Source organism: Pseudomonas sp. PSPC3-2 (assembly GCF_049897085.1).
Lineage (GTDB): Bacteria > Pseudomonadota > Gammaproteobacteria > Pseudomonadales > Pseudomonadaceae > Aquipseudomonas > Aquipseudomonas paraveronii.
Genome location: NZ_JAFCVO010000001.1, coordinates 718,223 through 737,517 on the forward strand (window position 1 = coordinate 718,223; position 19,295 = coordinate 737,517).

The window sequence follows — 19,295 nt, forward strand, 5'->3', positions numbered from 1 at the left end:
AGCATGTGTGGGCTGACTTACTGCACCACGCGGTAGCACGGCACATACGCCGCGCCGCCCGGCAACTTCATGCGGTGCTGGGCGACGAACGACTGGAGCAGTTCATCCAGTGGCTTCATGATGGCCGGGTCGCCATGGATCTCGTAAGGGCCGTTCTGTTCGATCAGGCGAATGCCCTTGTCCTTGACGTTGCCCGCCACGATCCCCGAGAACGCGCGACGCAGGTTGGCCGCCAGTTCATGGGGCGGCAGCGCGTGACTCAGTTGCAGGCTGGCCATGTTTTCGTGGGTCGGGTCGAACGGGCGCTGGAAGCCTTCGTCGATCTTCAACAGCCAGTTGAAGTGGAACGCATCGTTGCGCTCGCGGCGGAACTGCTTCACGGCCTTGAGCCCGGCGGTCATCTGGCGGGCCACTTCGGCTGGATCGTCGATGATGATCTGGTAGTGCGCCTGCGCCGCTTCGCCCAGCGTGGCGCCGACGAATGCGTGCAACTGTTGCAGGTACGGCGCCGCGTGTTTTGGCCCGGTGAGGATGACCGGGAACGGCACGTCGCGGTTGTCCGGGTGCATCAGGATGCCGAGTAAGTAGAGGAACTCTTCCGCCGTGCCGGCGCCGCCCGGGAAGATGATGATGCCGTGGCCGACGCGCACGAAGGCTTCCAGGCGCTTCTCGATGTCCGGCAGGATCACCAGCTCATTGACGATCGGGTTCGGCGCTTCGGCGGCGATGATGCCCGGCTCGGTCAGGCCCAGGTAGCGCCCGCCGCTGATGCGTTGCTTGGCGTGGGAAATAGTCGCGCCCTTCATCGGGCCTTTCATCACGCCGGGACCGCAGCCTGTGCATATGTCGAGGCTGCGCAGGCCCAGTTCGTGGCCGACTTTCTTGGTGTATTTGTATTCTTCGGTGTTGATCGAGTGCCCACCCCAGCACACCACGATCTTCGGCTCGACACCCGGGCGCAGCGTGCGGGCGTTGCGCAACAGGTGGAACACGTAGTCGGTGATGCCCTGGGAGTTGCTCAGGTCGATGCGTTGGCTGTCCAGTTCGTTCTCGGTGTAGACGATGTCGCGCAGCGCGCTGAACAGCATTTCACGGGTACTGGCGATCATTTCGCCATCGACGAAGGCGTCGGCCGGCGCGTTCAGCAGTTCCAGGCGCACGCCGCGATCCTGCTGGTGGATACGCACTTCAAAGTCTTTATAGGCGTCGAGGATGGTCTTGGCGTTGTCGATGTGTGCGCCGGTGTTGAGGATGGCCAGGGCGCACTGGCGGAACAGGGTATAGATGCTGCCGGAGCCGGCTTCGCTCAGTTGCTGGACTTCACGCTGGGAGAGTGTTTCGAGGCTGCCCTTGGGGCTGACGGAGGCATTGATGACTTGACGTTGGGGCATTCTGATTCCTTGAAAACGCAGCCACCGCGCCCTTCAGGGTGGCGCGATGGCTTGAGAATGGTGGGCGCCGAATTCGGTCGCACGAGACGGTTATTCTGGCCGCCTCGCGGGCAGGGCGCAAACACCGTCCAGCACCATCATGCCGCAGAACCTACTGAATCAGCTTCCAGTTTTTGTAGAAAAACCGCCGCAGCGTGAACACCACGCCTGCAAAACCTGCGATCACGGCATTGAGGACGGAGGGCAACACGGTCGGCCGCACGATATCAATGAACAGGCAGTAGCGTTTGGCGTCGTTCTTGTTGAAGGATGCATGCATCAGCGTGTCATCGAAAATAAACAGCGGATCGTCGTGCCAGTAATGTTTGTGCTTGCCCACTTGGATGTACACGCCCTCGTGGTGGGGCGCCGGGGCCATGTTGTAGAGCACCCGGAACATCATGCGCAGTGGGCCGAAGTGGAAGGACGTCGAGCGGTTTTCGTTGAACACCGACACGCCGATGGTCTTCACGAACGGCAACTTCTTGCGCAGCTCCGGGATATCCAGGGTGGTTTCGATCGGTCGGCCGTACCATTGGAAAAACAGCATGCCGCGTTTCTTTTCGGCCATGCGCTCGTCCAGGTAGCCGATGATTTCATCCTTGTGGGCCATGGCGTCGTCGATCACCTGTTGCAGGTCTTCACGCCAGGCGGGCGGCAGGTCGCGCATCGTGTAGACGTGGCGGTTGCGGTTGCTCAGCAGGTCGAACAGGGTGTTGAACGGTGCCAGCAGCCAGGTATTGCGGCCGCTGCCGATGAAATATTTCTTGAACGTGTCGCCGTCATACAGACCGTTGCGCAGGAAATCATAGACCCCGCAGACCAGTACCAGGCCGAGGAACACCACGGTGGTCAGGGGGAAGAGGTAAATAATCAGCAAAACGCCGAGTGCCCAGGCGATCGACACGGCTTTTTTGCGTAAGGCAGACTTGTTCATGAAACTCAGCTCCAGCTGGACGCCATTCGACAGATCCAGGTCCGTGGCTGCGAGTGGTGGGGTGGCGAAACATATTGAAATAACCCCGTCATGATAAGGCGTTCTCAGCTAGATGGGCGTGTTAAATATTGCGAAATTGTGAAGAATTGACACGGTTTTTCACCCAAGACGAGGCTTATTCGGCGAGTTTTGGATTGGATTTTGTAAACAGAAGATTTGCGACTATCGTGACGCTTCGGTTTTTTGGACGTCATAGACCGGTACGATTACGTTGAATGGCCACCATTGGCCTTCGGCACCTTGGAAGAGGCAGAAATTTTATGATCATCAAACCGCGGGTTCGTGGCTTTATCTGTGTGACCGCTCACCCTGTTGGCTGTGAAGCGAACGTCAAGGAACAGATCGACTACGTGACTCAACACGGCGTCATCGAAGGCGGCCCGAAAAAGGTGCTGGTCCTCGGTGCTTCCACCGGTTATGGCCTGGCCGCGCGCATCAGTGCCGCGTTTGGCTGCGGCGCCGATACCCTGGGCGTGTTTTTTGAGAAAGAAGGCGAAGAAGGCAAGCTGAGCTCCGCCGGCTGGTACAACAGCGCCGCGTTTGAGAAGTTTGCCGTCGAAAAAGGCCTGTACGCCAAGAGCATCAATGGCGACGCGTTCTCCGACGAGATCAAGCGCCTGACCATCGAGACCATCAAGAAAGACCTGGGCAAGATCGACCTGGTGGTCTACAGCCTGGCCGCGCCACGCAGGACTGACCCGCAGGGCGTGGTGCACAACTCCACCCTCAAGCCGATCGGCAAAGCCGTGACCCTGCGCGGAATCAACACCGACAAGGGCGTCGTCGTCGACACCACCCTTGAGCCAGCCACCCAGGAAGAAATCGACGGCACCGTGAAAGTCATGGGCGGCGAAGACTGGCAGTTGTGGATCGACGCCCTGCGTGATGCGGACGTGTTGGCCGAAGGCGCCAAGACCACGGCATTCACTTACCTCGGCGAGAAGCTGACCCAGGATATCTACTGGAACGGTTCCATCGGCGAAGCCAAGAAGGACTTGGACAAAAAAGTCCTGACCCTGCGCGACAACCTGGCCGCACTGAAGGGCGACGCCCGGGTGTCGGTGCTCAAGGCAGTGGTCACCCAGGCCAGCTCCGCGATCCCGATCATGCCGCTGTACCTGTCGTTGCTGTTCAAAGTGATGAAAGAGCAGGGCACCCACGAAGGTTGCATCGAGCAGGTCTATGGCCTGTTCAAGGACAGCCTGTACGGCCGCGAGCCGACGCTCGACGCCGACGGCCGCCTGCGTGCCGACCTGGCCGAGCTGGAGCCGAAAGTCCAGGACGCCGTGGCCGCGCTGTGGAACCAAGTCACCGACGACAACGTCAACGAAATCAGCGATTTTGCCGGCTACAAGGCTGAGTTCCTGCGCTTGTTCGGTTTTGAGATCGACGGCGTGGACTACGAGGCTGACGTGAATCCGACCGTGAAGATCAACGGCCTGGTCCAAGCCTAAGTACGTTCGAAAAAAATGTGGGGGCGGGCAAACCCGCCCCACATTGGTTCTGCATAAGCCTCCCTATTTCGGAGTCTTCCTACACTCCATCGCGCTCCCGCTGCCGCCCTCGATCTGCCAGACTCCGTCCGCTATCAACTCACGCTAACGGAGGATCTGATGACGATTCGTGCAGTCGTTTTTGATTTTGGCGGTGTTCTGTTCGATTGGAGCCCGCAGCACCTGTACCGCAAGCTGATCGCCGATGAAGAGGAACGGCAATGGTTCCTCGAGAACATCTGCACCCAGGCCTGGAACACCGAGCAAGACGCCGGGCGCACCCTGGCCGAGGCGACGCGCAGCCTGATCGCGCAATACCCCCATCACGAAACCTTGATCAAGGCCTACTACGACCGCTGGCATGAAATGCTGCGCGGGCCATTGTCGGAGGGCGTGGCTATTCTCAGGGCGCTGCATCACGCCGACATGCCGCTGTTCGGGCTCACCAACTGGTCGGCCGAGACGTTCCCCTATGCGCGGGCCAACTACCCGTTCCTGCAGTGTTTTCGCGACATTGTGGTTTCCGGCGAGTTGAAGCTGATCAAGCCCGACGCAGCGATTTATCACGCCAGCCTCGGCCAGGTGCGCGCTCACCTGCCGGATATCCAGCCTAGCGAAGTGGTGTTTATCGATGATGTCGCGGGCAACATCGACGCGGCCATTGCCCTGGGCTGGCAAGGCATTCACCACGTTTGCGCCGAGCGTACCGCTGAGCGACTGCGCGAATTGGGCGTGGGCTTTTAGCGCGCCCACTTCTCCAGGGCGAAATCCACGAAAGCCCGTAGTTTAGGCAGGCGATAACGATCCTGCCCGTACAGCAGATGCATGGGGCGGCAGGGCAGTTGATAGGTGGTCAGTAATGCCTCCAGCTTCCCGCTCTGCAGGTCGGGCTGCACCAGGGCATCGGGCAGCATGACGATGCCCATGCCTTGCACCGCCGCCTGGCGCAGGGCTTGCGAGCTGTTGATGGTCAGCGAGCCGGACACGGGGATCTCCACTTCGCCGTCCGCGCCGCTCATGCGCCACAGTTTGTCGGCGTTACGCCAATCGTCGCTTGAGGGGTAGGCGAATGCCAGGCAGTCGTGCTGTTGCAGATCTTCCGGCGTTTGCGGCGTGCCGCGTCGCGCCAGGTAATCCGGCGCGGCGCACAGGGTGATGGTGTAGTCCTGCAGGGGCCGGGCGATCAGGCTTGAGGGTTCCAACTCGCCCAGGCGGATGGCCACGTCAAAGCCGCTGTCGACCAGGTCCATGCGCTGATTACTGAGCACCACGTATAACTTGATCAGCGGGTAACGCTGGGAGAATTCGCTCAAGGCCGGCGCCAGGCGTTCGGTGCCGAAGGCGGGCGGTGCGGTGATGCGCAGGGTGCCCTTGGGCACGTCGCTGTGGGCCTGTTCGGCCAATTGCTCGGAGTCGGCCACCAGCCCCAGCACTTCGAGGCAGCGCTGGTAATACTGCCCGCCGAATTCGGTGAGGCTTTGCTTGCGCGTGGTGCGCTTGAGCAGGCTGACCCCCAGGCGTTGCTCCAGGGCGCGCAAGTGGTTGCCGACCATGGTGGTCGACATCCCGCAGGCCTGGGCCGCGGCGGTCATGCTGCCGGTCTCGACCACCTTTACGTACACCGACATCGCCTGGAACAGGTCCATTATCAAACCCTGGTTTAAAGTCATTGCATGAAAGCGCAGTTTATCCAGCTTGGGTGGCTAACGATACTGTCCCCATCCCAACCTGCACTGGAGCTTGCCACCATGACCGCCGCTTGCCTGATGACCACTTACCAACCCTTGGCCTTGAGCTTTGTGCGTGGCCTGGGCACGCGCCTGTGGGACCAGCAGGGCCGCGAATACCTGGACGCCGTGGCAGGCGTGGCCGTGACCAACGTCGGCCACTCGCATCCGAAACTGGTGGCTGCCATCAGCGAACAGGCTGGGTTGCTATTGCACACCTCCAACCTCTACAGCATCGATTGGCAACAACGCTTGGCCCTGCGTCTGACCCAACTGTCCGGGCTGGATCGCGCGTTCTTCAACAACTCCGGCGCCGAGGCCAACGAGACCGCGCTAAAACTGGCGCGGCTGCACGGCTGGAAAAAGGGCATTGAGGTGCCGTTGGTGGTGGTGATGGAGAACGCTTTCCACGGCCGCACGCTGGGCACCATGGCGGCCAGCGACGGGCCCTCGGTCCGCTTGGGGTTCCAGCGCTTGCCGGGGGATTTTCTCAAGGTCGGCTTTGGCGACCTGGCGGCGCTGGAGGCGATCACGCGAGCGTTTGGCACGCGCATTGCGGCGGTCTTGCTGGAACCGATCCAGGGCGAAAGCGGGGTGCAGATGGCGCCAGCCGGTTACCTGAAGGCCCTGCGCGCTCACTGCACGCGCCACGGTTGGCTGATGATGCTCGATGAAATCCAGACCGGCATCGGCCGCACCGGCGCCTGGTTTGCCTTCCAGCACGAGGGCATCGTGCCGGACGTGATGACCCTGGCCAAAGGCCTCGGCAACGGCGTGCCCATCGGCGCTTGTCTGGCCAGGACCGCCGTGGCCGAGTTGTTCACGCCGGGCAGTCACGGCAGCACCTTCGGCGGTAACCCATTGGCCTGCCGCGTAGGTTGCACCGTGCTGGACATTATCGAGGCGCAAGGCCTGTTACAGAACGCCGCGCAACAAGGCGAACGCTTGCTGGCGCGGCTGCGGGTGGAATTGAGTGAGCACCCGCAGGTCCTGGCGATTCGTGGGCAAGGCTTGATGATCGGGATCGAATTGGCCAGCCCTTATCGCGACCTGGCCCTGCGCGCCGCCCAGGAGCACGGGCTGCTGATCAACGTGACCCGGGGTAAGGTGATTCGCCTGCTGCCACCGCTGACCCTGGAGGCCAAGGAGGTAGACATGATCGTGCGGGCCATCACCCGCTTGCTGGATTGAAATGAGAGCCCCTGTGGGAGGGGGCTTGCCCCCGAGGGCGGTGTGTCAGTTGCAGATTGGCCGACTGACACAGCGATCGGGAGCAAGCCCCCTTCCACAAGGGATTCCGCTGATCTTCAGAGGTCACTCCCATTCAACCACTCTTGGTTCATCGTCTCGCTATCCCCCAGGTATTCCAGCAACCAACTCATCGCCGGGGACAGTTTGTTCTGCGCCCACGCCACGCACGACGGGCTGGCCGGGAACGGCCGGCGCAGTTGCAGCGCGACCAACTCTCCACGTTCGATCCACGGCAACACCTGATGCGCCGGCGCCATGCCGACGCACAGACCGTCGCGCAGGCAGTCAATGGCCGAGGCCCAGTTCGGCACTACCAGACGGCGCTGGTTGTCCAGGGTCCAGGTATCGCGCTTGGGCAGGTTGCGCGACGTGTCGGTCATGCACAGGGACGCGAACGGGCGCAGTTGATCGTCACTGAGCAAACCGTCCAGCGCCGCCAGCGGGTGTTTCGCGCTGACCACACACAACCAGTTCAACAGGCCCATATCGCGAAACGTGAAGTGACTCGCCACCGGCACCGCGCTGGTGGCGCCGATCACGATGTCGGTGCGCTCATCGGCGAGGGCATCCCACACGCCGTTGTACACCTCGTACTCCAGCAGCAATTCCACGTCTGGGAACTGCCGATAGAAATCCAGCACCAACTGCCGGCAGCGCTGCGGCTTGACGATGGAGTCCACTGCGACCTTCAACTGGCCGCTCCAGCCATTGGCCACTTGCTGGCATAGGCGCCGTGTGCCGAGCATGGTTTTCATCACGCTACGGGCTTCGTCTATAAATAGACGGCCGGCGGGGGTGAGCTCTACGTCACGATGGCGCCGCACAAATAGGGGCACGGCCAGCCATTCTTCCAACTGACGCACCGTGTAGCTGATGGCTGACGGCACCCGGTGCAATTCCTGGGCGGCGGCGCTGAAGCTGCCATGGCGTGCGACGGCATCGACCACATCCAGGGAATATTCGGACCACATGGCGGCTGCCTTCAAATTAATTGATAGAAGTGTCCAATTATTATCGCTTCACAGAGAAATTGTCAGCTTCATAATGGTTAGTAGTCAGCAAATTGTTTGATGGCAAGATCTACAAGGCTTCAATGAAAAATTCTTTTGGTTTCACCTGGTACCTGGCGGGGCTGAGCATGCTCGGTTATCTCGCCATGGACATGTACTTGCCGGCGTTCGGCGCCATGGGCGAGCAATTACAGATCGGCGCGGGCGCAGTGGGCGCCAGCTTGAGTATTTTCCTCGCCGGCTTTGCCGTGGGGCAGTTGTTGTGGGGGCCGTTGTCTGACCGACTGGGGCGCAAACCGATCCTGCTCACGGGCCTGAGCCTGTTCGTGCTGGGTTGTATCGGCATGTTCTGGGTCGAGACCGCAGCGCAGTTGCTGGCACTGCGCTTTATCCAGGCGATTGGCGTGTGTTCCGCTGCTGTGAGTTGGCAGGCGCTGGTGATTGACCGCTACCCGGCCGATAAGGCTCACCGCGTGTTTGCCAGCATCATGCCGCTGATGTCGTTATCGCCGGCCCTGGCGCCACTGCTGGGCGCCATGGTGTTGAATCACTTTGGTTGGCAGGCGATTTTCGCGGTGTTGCTGGGGGTGTCGCTGCTGTTGCTGCTGCCGACTCTATTCCTGCGCACTGCGCCGAAACGGCTGGCGGAGGAGGGCGAACCTACGCGCCTCGGTTATGGGCAGTTGCTCGGCTCGCGCGTGTTCACCGGCAACGTCATGATCTTTGCCGCCTGCTCCGCCAGTTTCTTCGCCTGGTTGACCGCCTCGCCGTTCATCCTGGGCGACATGGGCTACAGCCCGAATGACATTGGCCTGAGTTATGTGCTGCCGACCCTCGCGTTCCTGATCGGTGGTTACAGTTGCCGCAGCGCTTTGCAGCGGTTCCAGGGCAAGACGCTGTTGCCCTGGCTGCTGGTGGTCTACTGCATCAGCATGCTCGCGTTGTACCTGGTCGCCACCTTGAGCGTGCCGACCCTGACCACCTTGCTGATTCCGTTCTGCCTGATGGCCCTGGTCAACGGTGCCAGTTACCCCATCGTGGTGGCGAATGCGCTGATGCCGTTTGCGGAAAACTCCGGCAAGGCGGCGGCGCTGCAAAATACCCTGCAACTGGGCCTGTGTTTTCTCAGCAGCCTGTTGGTGTCGTCAATGCTCGAGCAGCCGCTGCTGATCACCGTGATGGTGATGCTGGCGACCGCACCGCTGGCGGTGCTGGGCTATTGGCTGGCGCGGCCGAAAACCGATCATTCGCAGCTGGAAAACGCTTGAGTTGACTATGCATTCCAGCATGTGGGCACTGGCTTGCCTGCGCTGGCAGCGGCTCGGTGAACCTGATGCGCCGCGTTGTCTGCATCGCAGGCAAGCCAACGCCCACATGTGTTTGCGCTTTCTTCAGCGTCTTGAGCGATATGCCCTGGAACGTCACGTCCAGATTCAGCGTGGTCGTCGACGTGCGATTGCGGTTTTTGTAACGCCGTGGGATGGGATCTTGTTCGGTTGATTGTATACAACTCTATGGACATATGGTCTCGGTATTGCATACAGTGGCCCCACAACAAAAACAGAGACCCGCTCACCATGACTATCCCGAAGGCGTCACCGCAACGGCCCGAAGATGAGAATCTCGGCGTCGCCGCCAACATGGCTTACGGCCTGCAGCATGTGCTCACTATGTATGGCGGCATCGTTGCCGTGCCGTTGATTATTGGCCAGGCGGCCGGGTTGTCGCCGGCGGATATTGGCCTGTTGATCGCCGCGTCGCTGTTTGCCGGCGGCCTGGCCACGCTGTTGCAAACCCTTGGCCTGCCGTTCTTTGGCTGTCAGTTGCCGCTGGTGCAGGGGGTGTCGTTTTCCGGGGTGGCGACGATGGTGGCGATTGTCGGCAGTGATGGCGCCGGTGGGGTGCCGGCGATTCTCGGCGCGGTGATGGCTGCGTCGTTTATCGGGCTACTGATCACGCCGGTGTTCTCGCGGATCACCCGGTTTTTCCCGCCGTTGGTGACCGGCATTGTGATCACGACCATCGGCCTGACCCTGATGCCGGTGGCCGCGCGCTGGGCCATGGGCGGCAACAGCCGCGCGGCGGATTTCGGCAGCATGGCGAATGTTGGCCTGGCCGCGCTGACGCTGGTGCTGGTGTTGTTGCTGAGCAAAATCGGCAGCGCGGCGATCTCGCGGTTATCAATCCTGTTGGCGATGGTGATCGGCACCGTGATTGCGGTGTTCCTCGGCATGGCGGACTTTTCCGGCGTGAGCCAGGGGCCGATGTTCGGCTTCCCTGCGCCCTTTCATTTCGGCGTGCCGACCTTCCATGTGGCGGCGATCATTTCCATGTGCATTGTGGTGATGGTGACGCTGGTGGAGACCTCGGCGGACATCCTGGCCGTGGGCGAGATCATCGACACCAAAGTCGACTCCAAACGCCTGGGTAACGGCTTGCGTGCCGACATGCTGTCGAGCGTGTTTGCGCCGATTTTTGGTTCGTTTACCCAGAGCGCGTTCGCCCAGAACGTAGGCCTGGTCGCGGTTACTGGGGTGAAAAGTCGGTTTGTGGTCGCGACGGGCGGGGTGTTCCTGGTCATCCTCGGCCTGCTGCCGTTTATGGGGCGGGTGATTGCGGCAGTGCCGACCTCGGTATTGGGCGGTGCCGGGATTGTATTGTTCGGCACCGTGGCGGCGAGTGGCATTCGCACCTTGTCCAAGGTGGATTACCGCAACAACATGAACCTGATCATCGTTGCCACCTCGATCGGCTTCGGCATGATCCCCATTGCCGCGCCGAATTTCTATGATCACTTTCCCGGCTGGTTCGCGACCATTTTTCATTCGGGCATCAGTTCGTCGGCGATCATGGCGATTCTGCTGAACCTGGCGTTCAACCACTTCACTGCCGGCAACTCGGACCAGCAGTCGGTGTTTGTGGCGGGGACTGAGCGCAGCCTGTGTTTCCAGGACGTGGCAGTCTTGCGCGAAGGCGATTACTTCAGGGGTGGCAAGCTGTTTGATGCCGAGGGGAAGGAGATTCCGCTGCTGGCCGAGGTGTTGAAAAAAGCGCCGAAGGCCGAGACCAGCGAGGCCTGAATGGGTGGGAGCGAGCAAACTCGCTCCCACAGTGGACCTCAGCCAGCCTTAAGGGCTTTGTGCGGCACAGAACACGCCTCGTCCAGAAACTTCACCACGGTCCCCATGCACGCCTGGCGCTCTTCCACATGGGGCATGTGGCTGGAGTCTTCAAACAGCGCCCAGCGCACATCCGCGATTTCATCCAGAAACGGCTTGACCACCAACGGTGTGGCTTCGTCATGCCGGCCGGAGATCACCAGGGTCGGTACCTTGATTGCCGACAAACGGCCAATCACGTTCCAGTCCTTTAAGCTGCCGATCACATGAAACTCGGTCGGGCCGCTCATGGCGTGGTACACGGTCGGGTCTGCATCGACCTGGGCGAAGGTGCGCGCGACCTCGTCCGGCCATGGGTTGACCCGGCAGACGTGCTGGTCGTAGAACATTCGCGAGGCGGCGAGATACTCTGGGTCTTGGTAGGTGCCGGCGGCTTCATGCTTGAGCAGGGTTTCATCCACGCCTTCGGGCAGCAGCTTACGCAGGCGGTTGGCTTCGCTGACCCAGGTGCGCATGCAGGTGGGCGAGTTGGCCGGGATAAACGCACGCAGGCCCTTGGGTTGCAGAATCGCATGTTCGCTGCCGAGCATGCCGCCCCAGGATTGCCCGAGAATTGCGTAGTTCTGGCTGATGTGCAGGTGGTCCAGCAGGTTGTTCAGTTCGTCGAGGAACAGGCTGACAGTCCAGAAGGACGGGTCTTTGTCGGGCAAATGGGTGGAGCGGCCGTTGCCCAGTTGGTCGTAGTGAATGACGGCATGGCCACTGGCGGCAACGTCCTTGAAGGCGTCGACATAATCATGGGTGCAGCCGGGACCGCCGTGGATGATCACCAGCGGTGTACGGCCGGAGGTCAGGTCGCCGGTGATGCGGTACCAGGTCTGATAGGGGCCGAAGGGCGCATACCCTTCGCGGACTTTCTCGATGAATTCCATTTCGTACCCTGCTTTGAAAAAAAAGGATCAGGACACGATAATCGGCACGGAACGTTTAGGTAACTAGCAAAACAGCTAGGTTTTGCCGAGGGGTCAACCCTCCAGCAAGCGGTAATGGGTGGCGCGCACCACGGCCTGTACGCGATTTTTTGCCCCCAGTTTGTGCATCGCCGAGGCGAGATGCAGGGTGACTACCGCCAGTGAGCGGCTCAGTTGCGTGGCGATTTCGGCGGCGGTCAGGCCGTCGGCGGCCCATTTCAGGCACTCGCGCTCGCGTTTGGTCAGACGGATATGTGGGTAGGTGCGTAGTTCATTGCTGAACAGCGGGTAGGCCGCTTCCTGCAAAGCATGGGAAATCAGGTTGAAATCCGACAAGGTTTGCTGCGCATCCTCCAGCACCGTGTGCGCCTTGCCGGTTCGCAAGCCGGTCAACGATGCGAAGCCGCCCCGGGGCAGATGAATCGGCACGCTGACGCCGCAGGTCAGTTGCTGATCATGCAGGTAAGACGAGACAGGGGCGTGGCACGGGTCGATGATCTTCTGCAGCGCGGTTTGCGCCTTGGCCTCGTAGGACCAGACAAACGGCGACACCGTGCTCAAGGCCAGGTGCTGCACCGGATCGATCTGGTAAAACCCTTCGCTGCACCATAAGGCGTGCCAATCGGAAGGGGTGTTGCGCAGTTGCAGCACCGAAGGTGTGATCAGTGCACCGTTGAGGTCGATGGGCACCGGCGAATAGTCATACACCAGCGCATCGAAACCCAGCTGTTGGGCGAGGATAAACGTATTGTCCATCTGCTCATCCAGGCTCCTGCCCGGCATGAGACGGTGATTGAAGGCAGTTAGCTTGGCCAGCATCCGTTCTGCTCCCGAATTCATTTGAATCTCGACTTCCTGCAAGTAGAATGCCACGCCCCGGCGAAGGACTGCCAGGCCAAACCTATAAGAAATACTAGGTTATGGATGCACGGCATCCTCGGTAGTGTTGGCCTCATAAGCGGCCGCACCCCGCCAGGCTGATACAACACAAGGAATGTATGGATGTGGCGTGAAATTGCCCCCGACCAGCAGTACACCGTGCAAGTCGATGGCCATGACCTCATGGTCTACAGCTTTGGCGCAGGCGATGAGGTGCTGTTGTGCCTCAACGGCGGGCCGGGGCTGCCGTGTGACTACTTGCGCGACGCCCATGGCTGGCTCAAAGAGCATGACCTGCGAGTGGTTGCATTCGACCAGCTTGGCACCGGTGCTTCAGCCAGACCGACCGATGTTTCCCTGTGGGAAATCGGCCGTTATGTCGAAGAAGTCGAAACCGTGCGCCAAACCCTGGGCCTGGGCCGTGTGCATCTGCTCGGGCATTCCTGGGGCGGCTGGCTGGGCATCGAATACGCCATCCGTTACCCCGATGCGCTGAAAAGCCTGATCCTGGAAAACACCGTCGGCGACATTCCGCACCTTTCCCGGGAGCTTGAACGCCTGCGCGGCGCCCTCGGCAGCGAAACCGTGGCGATGATGCAGCGCCATGAAGCGATGGGCACGCTGGATCACCCGCAGTACCAGGCCGCGATCACCTTGCTCACCTACCGCCACGTGTGCCGCCTGGACGAATGGCCGGCGCCGCTCCGGCGCTCCCTCGACGACTGGAACATGGGCCCCTACGAAACCATGCAGGGCCCCAACGAATTTCTGTATATCGGCAACCTCAAGGACTGGAACCGCATCGCCGAGATGGCCGACTTCAACATGCCGATGCTCATCACCACAGGCCAGCACGACGAACTCACCCCGGCCTGCGCCCTGCGCATGAAGCAGGCCGCCCGGCACGCCGAGCTGCATGTGTTCCCCAACAGCAGTCATATGCCCTTTTATGAAGAACCCCAGGCGTACTTTCCGGTACTGCTGGACTTCCTCGCGCGTCACCGAGGCTGACGGATGAACCTGGCGCGCTACCGTTTCGTGCTGTCCCGGCCGCTGCAATTGCTGCCGGTGCTGTTTGGCATCAGCCTGATCACCTTCGTGCTGGTGCGCTCGATTCCCGGTGACCCGGCGCGCGCGCTGCTCGGCTCGCGCAGCACGCCGGATGCGTTACTGAAGATCCGCGCACAGTTCGGACTCGACCAGCCCCTGTGGCTGCAATATTTTTACTTCCTGAAAAACCTACTCAAAGGCGACCTCGGCCAGTCGCTGCTGTACAAGGTCGATGCGTTGAAGCTGATCGTCACCCGTATCGAGCCGACTCTGGTGCTGGTGCTCGGCAGTGTGCTGCTGGCGCTGCTGATTGCAGTGCCGCTGGCCACCGTCGCGGCGCGTCACAAAGGCGGCTGGGCGGACAACCTGATCCGCGTGTTCACCACCGTCGGCCTGGGCATGCCGGCATTTTGGCTGGGGTTGATGCTGATCCTGCTGTTCAGTGTGCAATGGGGTCTGTTTCCGGTGTCCGGCTACGGTCGCACCTGGCTGGACAAGGCGCACCATATGGTCCTGCCGTGCCTGACCATTGCCCTAGCCCTGTCGGCGGTGCTGGTGCGCAACCTGCGGGCGAGCATGTTGATGGAGTTGCAGGCGGACTATGTCACCGCCGCCCGGGCGCGCGGGTTGTCGGAAGCGGCGGTGTTTCGCCGGCATGTACTGCCCAATTCCCTGGTGCCGGCGGTCAACCTGCTGGCGGTGAATATCGGTTGGCTGATCAGCGGCACGGTGGTCATCGAAAGCCTGTTCGCCATTCCCGGCATCGGCCAGTTGCTGGTGCGCGGCATCTTTACCCGCGACTACATGGTGGTGCAGGGCGTGGCCATGGTGCTGGCCTGTGCGACGGTGCTGGTCAACTTCGTGGCGGATGTAGTGACCGTCGCCCTCGACCCGCGGGTGAAGATGCAATGAGCAGCCGTCCGCTGATTGCCCCATGGCGCTTGCGCCTGCGCTTTGGCTTTCGCGACGGTCGGCTGACCGCCGCGTGGGGCTTACTGATTCTGTTGACGTGGCTAGGCCTGGCGCTATTTGCGCCGTGGATCGCGCCGTTCGACCCGATTGCGCAGAACACCGATATGAGCTTGCTCGGGCCGAGTCTGGGCCATCCCCTCGGTACGGATAACTACGGTCGCGACATTCTCTCGCGGGTGATCTGGGGCGCACGCATCGATCTGCAATTGGCGATTGTCGGGGTGATCTTCCCGCTCATGATCGGCACCTTTATCGGCGCGGTCTCCGGCTATATCGGCGGGCGTTTCGACAGCGTCTGCATGCGCATCATCGACGTGATCCTGGCGTTCCCGTTCCTGGTGTTGATGCTGGCAATCATGGCCATCCTCGGTCCGGGCTTGAAGAGTTTCTATATCGCCATGGCACTGGTGGGCTGGGTGTCGTATGCGCGGTTGATCCGTTCGCAGATCCTGGTGCTCAAGGAAAGTGACTTCGCCCTGGCGGCGAAAAGCCTCGGCTTTGGTCACGGGCGCATTCTGTTCCGGCATTTGCTGCCGAATGCGATGTTTGGCTCGATTGTGTTTTCCATGTCTGACGCGGTGCTGGTGCTGCTCAATGGCGCGGCCGTGAGTTACCTGGGCCTGGGCGTGCAACCGCCGACCGCCGAGTGGGGGACGATGGTCGCCGAAGGGCAAGCCTTTATCACCACTGCCTGGTGGATCTGCACCTTCCCGGGCCTGGCCATCGTGACTTTGGCCATGGGCTTCAGCCTGCTGGCCGATGGCGTGGCGCAAGTGCTGGGAGCGCGCGCATGAGCCTGCTTCAAGTGCGCGATCTGAGCGTAATTGCCAACAATGCCGGGCGCGAGGTGACCCTGGTCGACCGCGTCTCCTTCGACTTGGCCGAAGGCGAAATCCTCGGCCTGGTGGGCGAAAGCGGTTCGGGCAAGACCATGGCCTGTCGCGGGCTGATACGTCTGTTGCCGTCGCCCAACCTGCGCGTGCAGGGCGGGGCGGTGCGTCTGGCCGGCCAGGACTTGCTGCAACTGGACGACGCGGGCATGCGCGCAATACGCGGCGGGCAATTGGGCATGATTTTCCAGAACCCCAGCAGTCACCTCGACCCGCTGATGCGCATCGGCGAGCAGATCGCCGAGGGCATTCGCCTGCATCAAGAGGCGTCGAAAAAAGACGCGCGCCGGCAAGCCATCGAGGTATTGCGCCAAGTGGGCATTCCCGATCCCCAGGCACGGGTCGACAACTACCCCCATGAGTTTTCCGGCGGCATGCGCCAGCGCGCCATGATCGCCGTGGCATTGGGCTGCAACCCGAGAGTGCTAATTGCCGACGAACCCACCACGGCCCTCGATGTGACCGTGCAAGCGCAAATCCTGCGGCTGTTGCTCGACCTGCGCGACCAGCGCGGTCTGTCGATCATCATGATCACCCACGACCTCGGCGTGGTGGCGCAAACCTGCGACGCCATCGCGGTGATGTACGCCGGGCGCCTGTGCGAGCACGGCAGTAAATACGAGCTGCTCGCCCATCCCCGGCACCCGTATACCGCGGGCCTGATCGACTGCCAGCCGGCCCACAGCAGCGGCCACGCCTTGCTGCGCACCATCGCGGGTCAGCCGCCATTGCTGGATGCGTTGCCCGCCGGATGCCGCTTCCACCCGCGTTGTCCGCAGGTCGGCAGCGGGTGTGCCGAAGTGTTGCCGGAAGGTGCGCGGGTGGCCTGTCACTATCCGTTGGGAGGTCGCCCATGAGCCTGTTGCAGATCAAGGACTTGGAGGTGCGGTTTGCCGCGTCCGGCAGCGGCATGTTCGGCCTGAACAAGCAGTGGGTGAGGGCGGTCAACGGTGTGTCGCTGAACCTCGCGGCGGGCGAGACCCTGGGCCTGGTGGGCGAATCCGGCAGCGGCAAAAGCAGCCTTGGCCGGGCGATTTTGCACCTCAACCCGATCAGCGCCGGGCAGGTGCTGTTCGACGGCATCGACATGGCACACGGCAGCGCCATCGACATCGCCCGCCTGCGCCATGAAACCGCGATGATCTTCCAGGACCCGTATGCCGCGCTCAACCCACGCCACACGGTCGGCGAAACCCTTGCCGAAGTGTTACGGGTACAGCGCAAAGTCGCGCCGCAGCAGATCGCGCGGCGTGTCGACGAGTTACTCGAGCTGGTCGGCCTGCGCCCTGAATTGGCCGCTCGTAAGCCCGGCTCCCTCAGCGGCGGCCAGTGCCAGCGGGTCGGCATCGCCCGGGCGCTGGCGGTGGAACCGCGCTTGATCATTGCCGATGAGTGCGTGGCGGCCCTGGATGTATCGATCCAGGGCCAGATCATCAACCTGTTGCTGGAACTGCAACAGCGCATGAACCTGGCGATCCTGTTTATCGCCCATGACCTGGCCATCGTGCGCCGCCTGTGTGACCGGGTAGCGGTGATGTACCTGGGCAAGATCGTCGAGGAGGGGCCGGTGGAAGCGGTCTTCACCTCACCGCGTCATCCGTATACGGCGGCGCTGATCCAGGCGATTCCCGAGATCGATCCGCATCGGCCGTTGCCCACAGAACTGTTACCCGGCGAGCCACCGAGCCCGCTGAACTTGCCTACAGGCTGTGCGTTTCACCCGCGTTGCCGGTATGCCCAAACCCTGTGTTCCGTGGTATTGCCGCCTACTCGTTTCCTGCACGAGCATCGGTACAGTTGCGTGCTTGAAGAACCTTTGCTTCAGCCCACCCCTGCCATTCTTGAACAACCGCCGTTATAAACAAGGAGTTATGACATGCAATCACACCACTTGAAGTTGCTCGCCGCCGCGACATTGACCGCCTGGTCGCTGACCGCCGGTCTTGCCCAGGCCGCCGGTGTCCTCACCATCGGTTGCCGTGAAGACAGCACCACGTTCGACCCGATCAAAAGCGCGCAAAACCGCGACACCTGGGTATTCGCCAACGTCTACGACACCCTGGTACGCGTGGATAACCTGGGCACCAAGATGGAGCCGGGGCTGGCAGAAAACTGGGAGATTTCCAAGGACGGCCTGACCTACACCTTCAAGCTGCGTGCGGCGAAGTTCTCGGATGGCACGCCGATCACGGCAGAGGATGCGGCGTTCAGCCTGTTGCGCATCCGCGACAACAAGGCCTCGCTGTGGAGCGACCCATTCAGCCTGATCGACACGGCCAAGGCCGCCGACCCGCAGACCCTGGTGGTTACGCTGAAGACCCCGGCGGTGGCCTTCCTCTCGCAACTGGCGTCGCCGACGGTGTCGATCCTGTCGGAAAAGGCCATGACCAAAATGGGCGAAGACGCCTACGCGCAAAACCCGGTGACCTCCGGTGCGTTCACCGTGGACGAATGGCGCAAGGGCGATCGGGTGATCCTGAAGAAAAACCCGAACTTCTGGCAGGCCAAGAACGTCAGCCTGGATGGCGTGGAGTGGGTCTCGGTGACCGACGACAACACGCGCATGCGCATGGTGCAGAACAACGAACTGGACACGGCGATCTTCGTGCCGTTCTCGCGGGTTGAAGAGCTGAAAAAAGACAAAAACGTGGTGATCCATTCCGACCCGTCCACCCGTGAAGATCACCTGTTGATCAACCATGAGCACGGCCTGCTGGCCAAACCGGAAGTTCGCCAGGCGCTGGACATGGCCATCGATAAACAATCGCTGGTGAAGACGGCCACTTACGGTCAAGGCACCGTGGCCTATTCCTACATCCCCAAAGGCTCGCTGTACCACTACGCCAACAACCTGCAACGCCCGTATGACCCAACCGCCGCGAAGAAACTGCTGGCCGATGCCGGTGCCAAGGACTTGAAGCTGAACTACGTGGTCAACGCTGGCAACGAAGCCGACGAGCAGATTGCGGTGATCATCAAGGACCAGTTGGCCAAGGTCGGCGTGACGGCCAACCTGCAGAAAGTCGACCCGACCCAAAGCTGGCAGATGCTGGTGGACGGTGAGTACGATATTTCGGTGATGTACTGGACCAACGACATCCTCGACCCGGACCAGAAGACCACCTTCGTACTGGGCCACGACACCAACCAGAACTACATGACCCGCTACAAGAACGACAAGGTCAAGGCGTTGGTGACGGCGGCGCGTATCGAGGCCGACCCGGCCAAGCGTGAGCAGATGTATGTCGAACTGCAGAAACTGGCGAAACAGGATGTGAACTGGATCGACCTGTACTACAGCCCGTACATCAACATCTCACGCAAGAATGTGAGCAACTTCCTGCAAAACCCGCTGGGCCGTTTCACCCTCGAGGACGTGGTGAAAAACTAAAGAACACTGCTAAATAAATGTGGGAGGGGGCTTGCCCCCGATAGCGGTGGGTCAGTCACAGATACAGTGACTGACACCCTGCCATCGGGGGCAAGCCCCCTCCCACATTTTATTC

General features: G+C 61.3%; 17 protein-coding genes. 11 read left to right on the plus strand and 6 right to left on the minus strand.

Annotated features, from left to right (window positions below; genetic code table 11):
* Positions 1 to 17: 17 nt before the first annotated feature.
* Complete coding sequence (gene ppnN, locus ACP7CJ_RS03340) at positions 18 to 1,391, minus strand: nucleotide 5'-monophosphate nucleosidase PpnN (RefSeq protein WP_426099475.1); 1,374 nt, start codon at positions 1,389 to 1,391, stop codon at positions 18 to 20.
* Positions 1,392 to 1,542: 151 nt separating this feature from the next.
* Positions 1,543 to 2,367 (minus strand): aspartyl/asparaginyl beta-hydroxylase domain-containing protein, encoded by an 825-nt coding sequence (locus tag ACP7CJ_RS03345; RefSeq protein ID WP_276197108.1) that lies wholly within the window; start codon positions 2,365 to 2,367, stop codon positions 1,543 to 1,545.
* Between the two features lie 320 nt (positions 2,368 to 2,687).
* Here ACP7CJ_RS03345 and fabV point away from each other — a divergent pair, with 320 nt between their 5' ends.
* Both fabV and ACP7CJ_RS03355 read left to right on the plus strand, forming a co-directional pair.
* Positions 2,688 to 3,881 carry an enoyl-ACP reductase FabV gene (gene fabV / locus ACP7CJ_RS03350; RefSeq protein ID WP_276197109.1) on the plus strand — a complete coding sequence of 398 codons (1,194 nt, stop codon included), beginning with the start codon at positions 2,688 to 2,690 and terminating at the stop codon, positions 3,879 to 3,881.
* A 159-nt stretch (positions 3,882 to 4,040) separates the two neighbouring features.
* Complete coding sequence (locus ACP7CJ_RS03355) at positions 4,041 to 4,664, plus strand: HAD family hydrolase (protein WP_426099474.1); 624 nt, start codon at positions 4,041 to 4,043, stop codon at positions 4,662 to 4,664.
* Here the strand turns inward: ACP7CJ_RS03355 and ACP7CJ_RS03360 are convergent.
* Positions 4,661 to 5,566 carry a LysR family transcriptional regulator gene (locus tag ACP7CJ_RS03360; protein WP_276197111.1) on the minus strand — a complete coding sequence of 302 codons (906 nt, stop codon included), beginning with the start codon at positions 5,564 to 5,566 and terminating at the stop codon, positions 4,661 to 4,663. The two genes, ACP7CJ_RS03355 and ACP7CJ_RS03360, sit on opposite strands and share 4 nt — an antisense overlap.
* A gap of 102 nt (positions 5,567 to 5,668) precedes the next feature.
* Here ACP7CJ_RS03360 and ACP7CJ_RS03365 point away from each other — a divergent pair, with 102 nt between their 5' ends.
* Entirely contained in the window at positions 5,669 to 6,838 is a 1,170-nt protein-coding gene (locus ACP7CJ_RS03365) for an aspartate aminotransferase family protein (protein ID WP_247401556.1), read from the plus strand.
* Between the two features lie 116 nt (positions 6,839 to 6,954).
* Here ACP7CJ_RS03365 and punR read toward each other — a convergent pair whose 3' ends face one another.
* Positions 6,955 to 7,869, minus strand: a complete 915-nt coding sequence (gene punR / locus ACP7CJ_RS03370) for a DNA-binding transcriptional activator PunR (protein ID WP_247395832.1) — start codon at positions 7,867 to 7,869, stop codon at positions 6,955 to 6,957.
* 122 nt (positions 7,870 to 7,991) lie between these two features.
* Between punR and punC the strand changes: the two genes are divergently transcribed.
* Together punC and ACP7CJ_RS03380 are read left to right on the plus strand one after the other, a co-directional pair.
* On the plus strand, positions 7,992 to 9,176 hold the full coding sequence (gene punC / locus ACP7CJ_RS03375) for a purine nucleoside transporter PunC (protein ID WP_426099472.1): 1,185 nt from the start codon (positions 7,992 to 7,994) through the stop codon (positions 9,174 to 9,176).
* A 309-nt stretch (positions 9,177 to 9,485) separates the two neighbouring features.
* Positions 9,486 to 10,988, plus strand: coding sequence for a nucleobase:cation symporter-2 family protein (locus tag ACP7CJ_RS03380; RefSeq protein WP_426099471.1), 1,503 nt, complete (start codon positions 9,486 to 9,488; stop codon positions 10,986 to 10,988).
* A 38-nt stretch (positions 10,989 to 11,026) separates the two neighbouring features.
* Here the strand turns inward: ACP7CJ_RS03380 and ACP7CJ_RS03385 are convergent, their stop codons facing one another.
* Complete coding sequence (locus tag ACP7CJ_RS03385) at positions 11,027 to 11,959, minus strand: proline iminopeptidase-family hydrolase (protein WP_276197114.1); 933 nt, start codon at positions 11,957 to 11,959, stop codon at positions 11,027 to 11,029.
* Between the two features lie 93 nt (positions 11,960 to 12,052).
* On the minus strand, positions 12,053 to 12,817 hold the full coding sequence (locus ACP7CJ_RS03390) for a LuxR family transcriptional regulator (RefSeq protein WP_276197115.1): 765 nt from the start codon (positions 12,815 to 12,817) through the stop codon (positions 12,053 to 12,055).
* Positions 12,818 to 13,000: 183 nt separating this feature from the next.
* Here ACP7CJ_RS03390 and ACP7CJ_RS03395 point away from each other — a divergent pair, with 183 nt between their 5' ends.
* From ACP7CJ_RS03395 to ACP7CJ_RS03420, 6 genes are read left to right on the plus strand one after another with little or no spacing between them, the layout of a single operon-like run.
* Positions 13,001 to 13,888 (plus strand): proline iminopeptidase-family hydrolase, encoded by an 888-nt coding sequence (locus tag ACP7CJ_RS03395; protein ID WP_276197116.1) that lies wholly within the window; start codon positions 13,001 to 13,003, stop codon positions 13,886 to 13,888.
* Between the two features lie 3 nt (positions 13,889 to 13,891).
* Complete coding sequence (locus ACP7CJ_RS03400; RefSeq protein ID WP_426099470.1) at positions 13,892 to 14,839, plus strand: ABC transporter permease; 948 nt, start codon at positions 13,892 to 13,894, stop codon at positions 14,837 to 14,839.
* Positions 14,836 to 15,693: an ABC transporter permease gene (locus ACP7CJ_RS03405; RefSeq protein WP_426099469.1), complete on the plus strand. Its 858-nt coding sequence runs from the start codon at positions 14,836 to 14,838 to the stop codon at positions 15,691 to 15,693. Before ACP7CJ_RS03400 ends, ACP7CJ_RS03405 begins: the two co-directional genes overlap by 4 nt.
* Entirely contained in the window at positions 15,690 to 16,646 is a 957-nt protein-coding gene (locus ACP7CJ_RS03410; RefSeq protein ID WP_426099467.1) for an ABC transporter ATP-binding protein, read from the plus strand. The genes ACP7CJ_RS03405 and ACP7CJ_RS03410 overlap by 4 nt, the downstream gene beginning before the upstream one ends.
* Entirely contained in the window at positions 16,643 to 17,650 is a 1,008-nt protein-coding gene (locus ACP7CJ_RS03415; RefSeq protein ID WP_426099466.1) for an ABC transporter ATP-binding protein, read from the plus strand. Before ACP7CJ_RS03410 ends, ACP7CJ_RS03415 begins: the two co-directional genes overlap by 4 nt.
* Before the next feature lie 15 nt (positions 17,651 to 17,665).
* Positions 17,666 to 19,180 carry an ABC transporter substrate-binding protein gene (locus ACP7CJ_RS03420; RefSeq protein ID WP_276197121.1) on the plus strand — a complete coding sequence of 505 codons (1,515 nt, stop codon included), beginning with the start codon at positions 17,666 to 17,668 and terminating at the stop codon, positions 19,178 to 19,180.
* Positions 19,181 to 19,295: the final 115 nt, after the last annotated feature.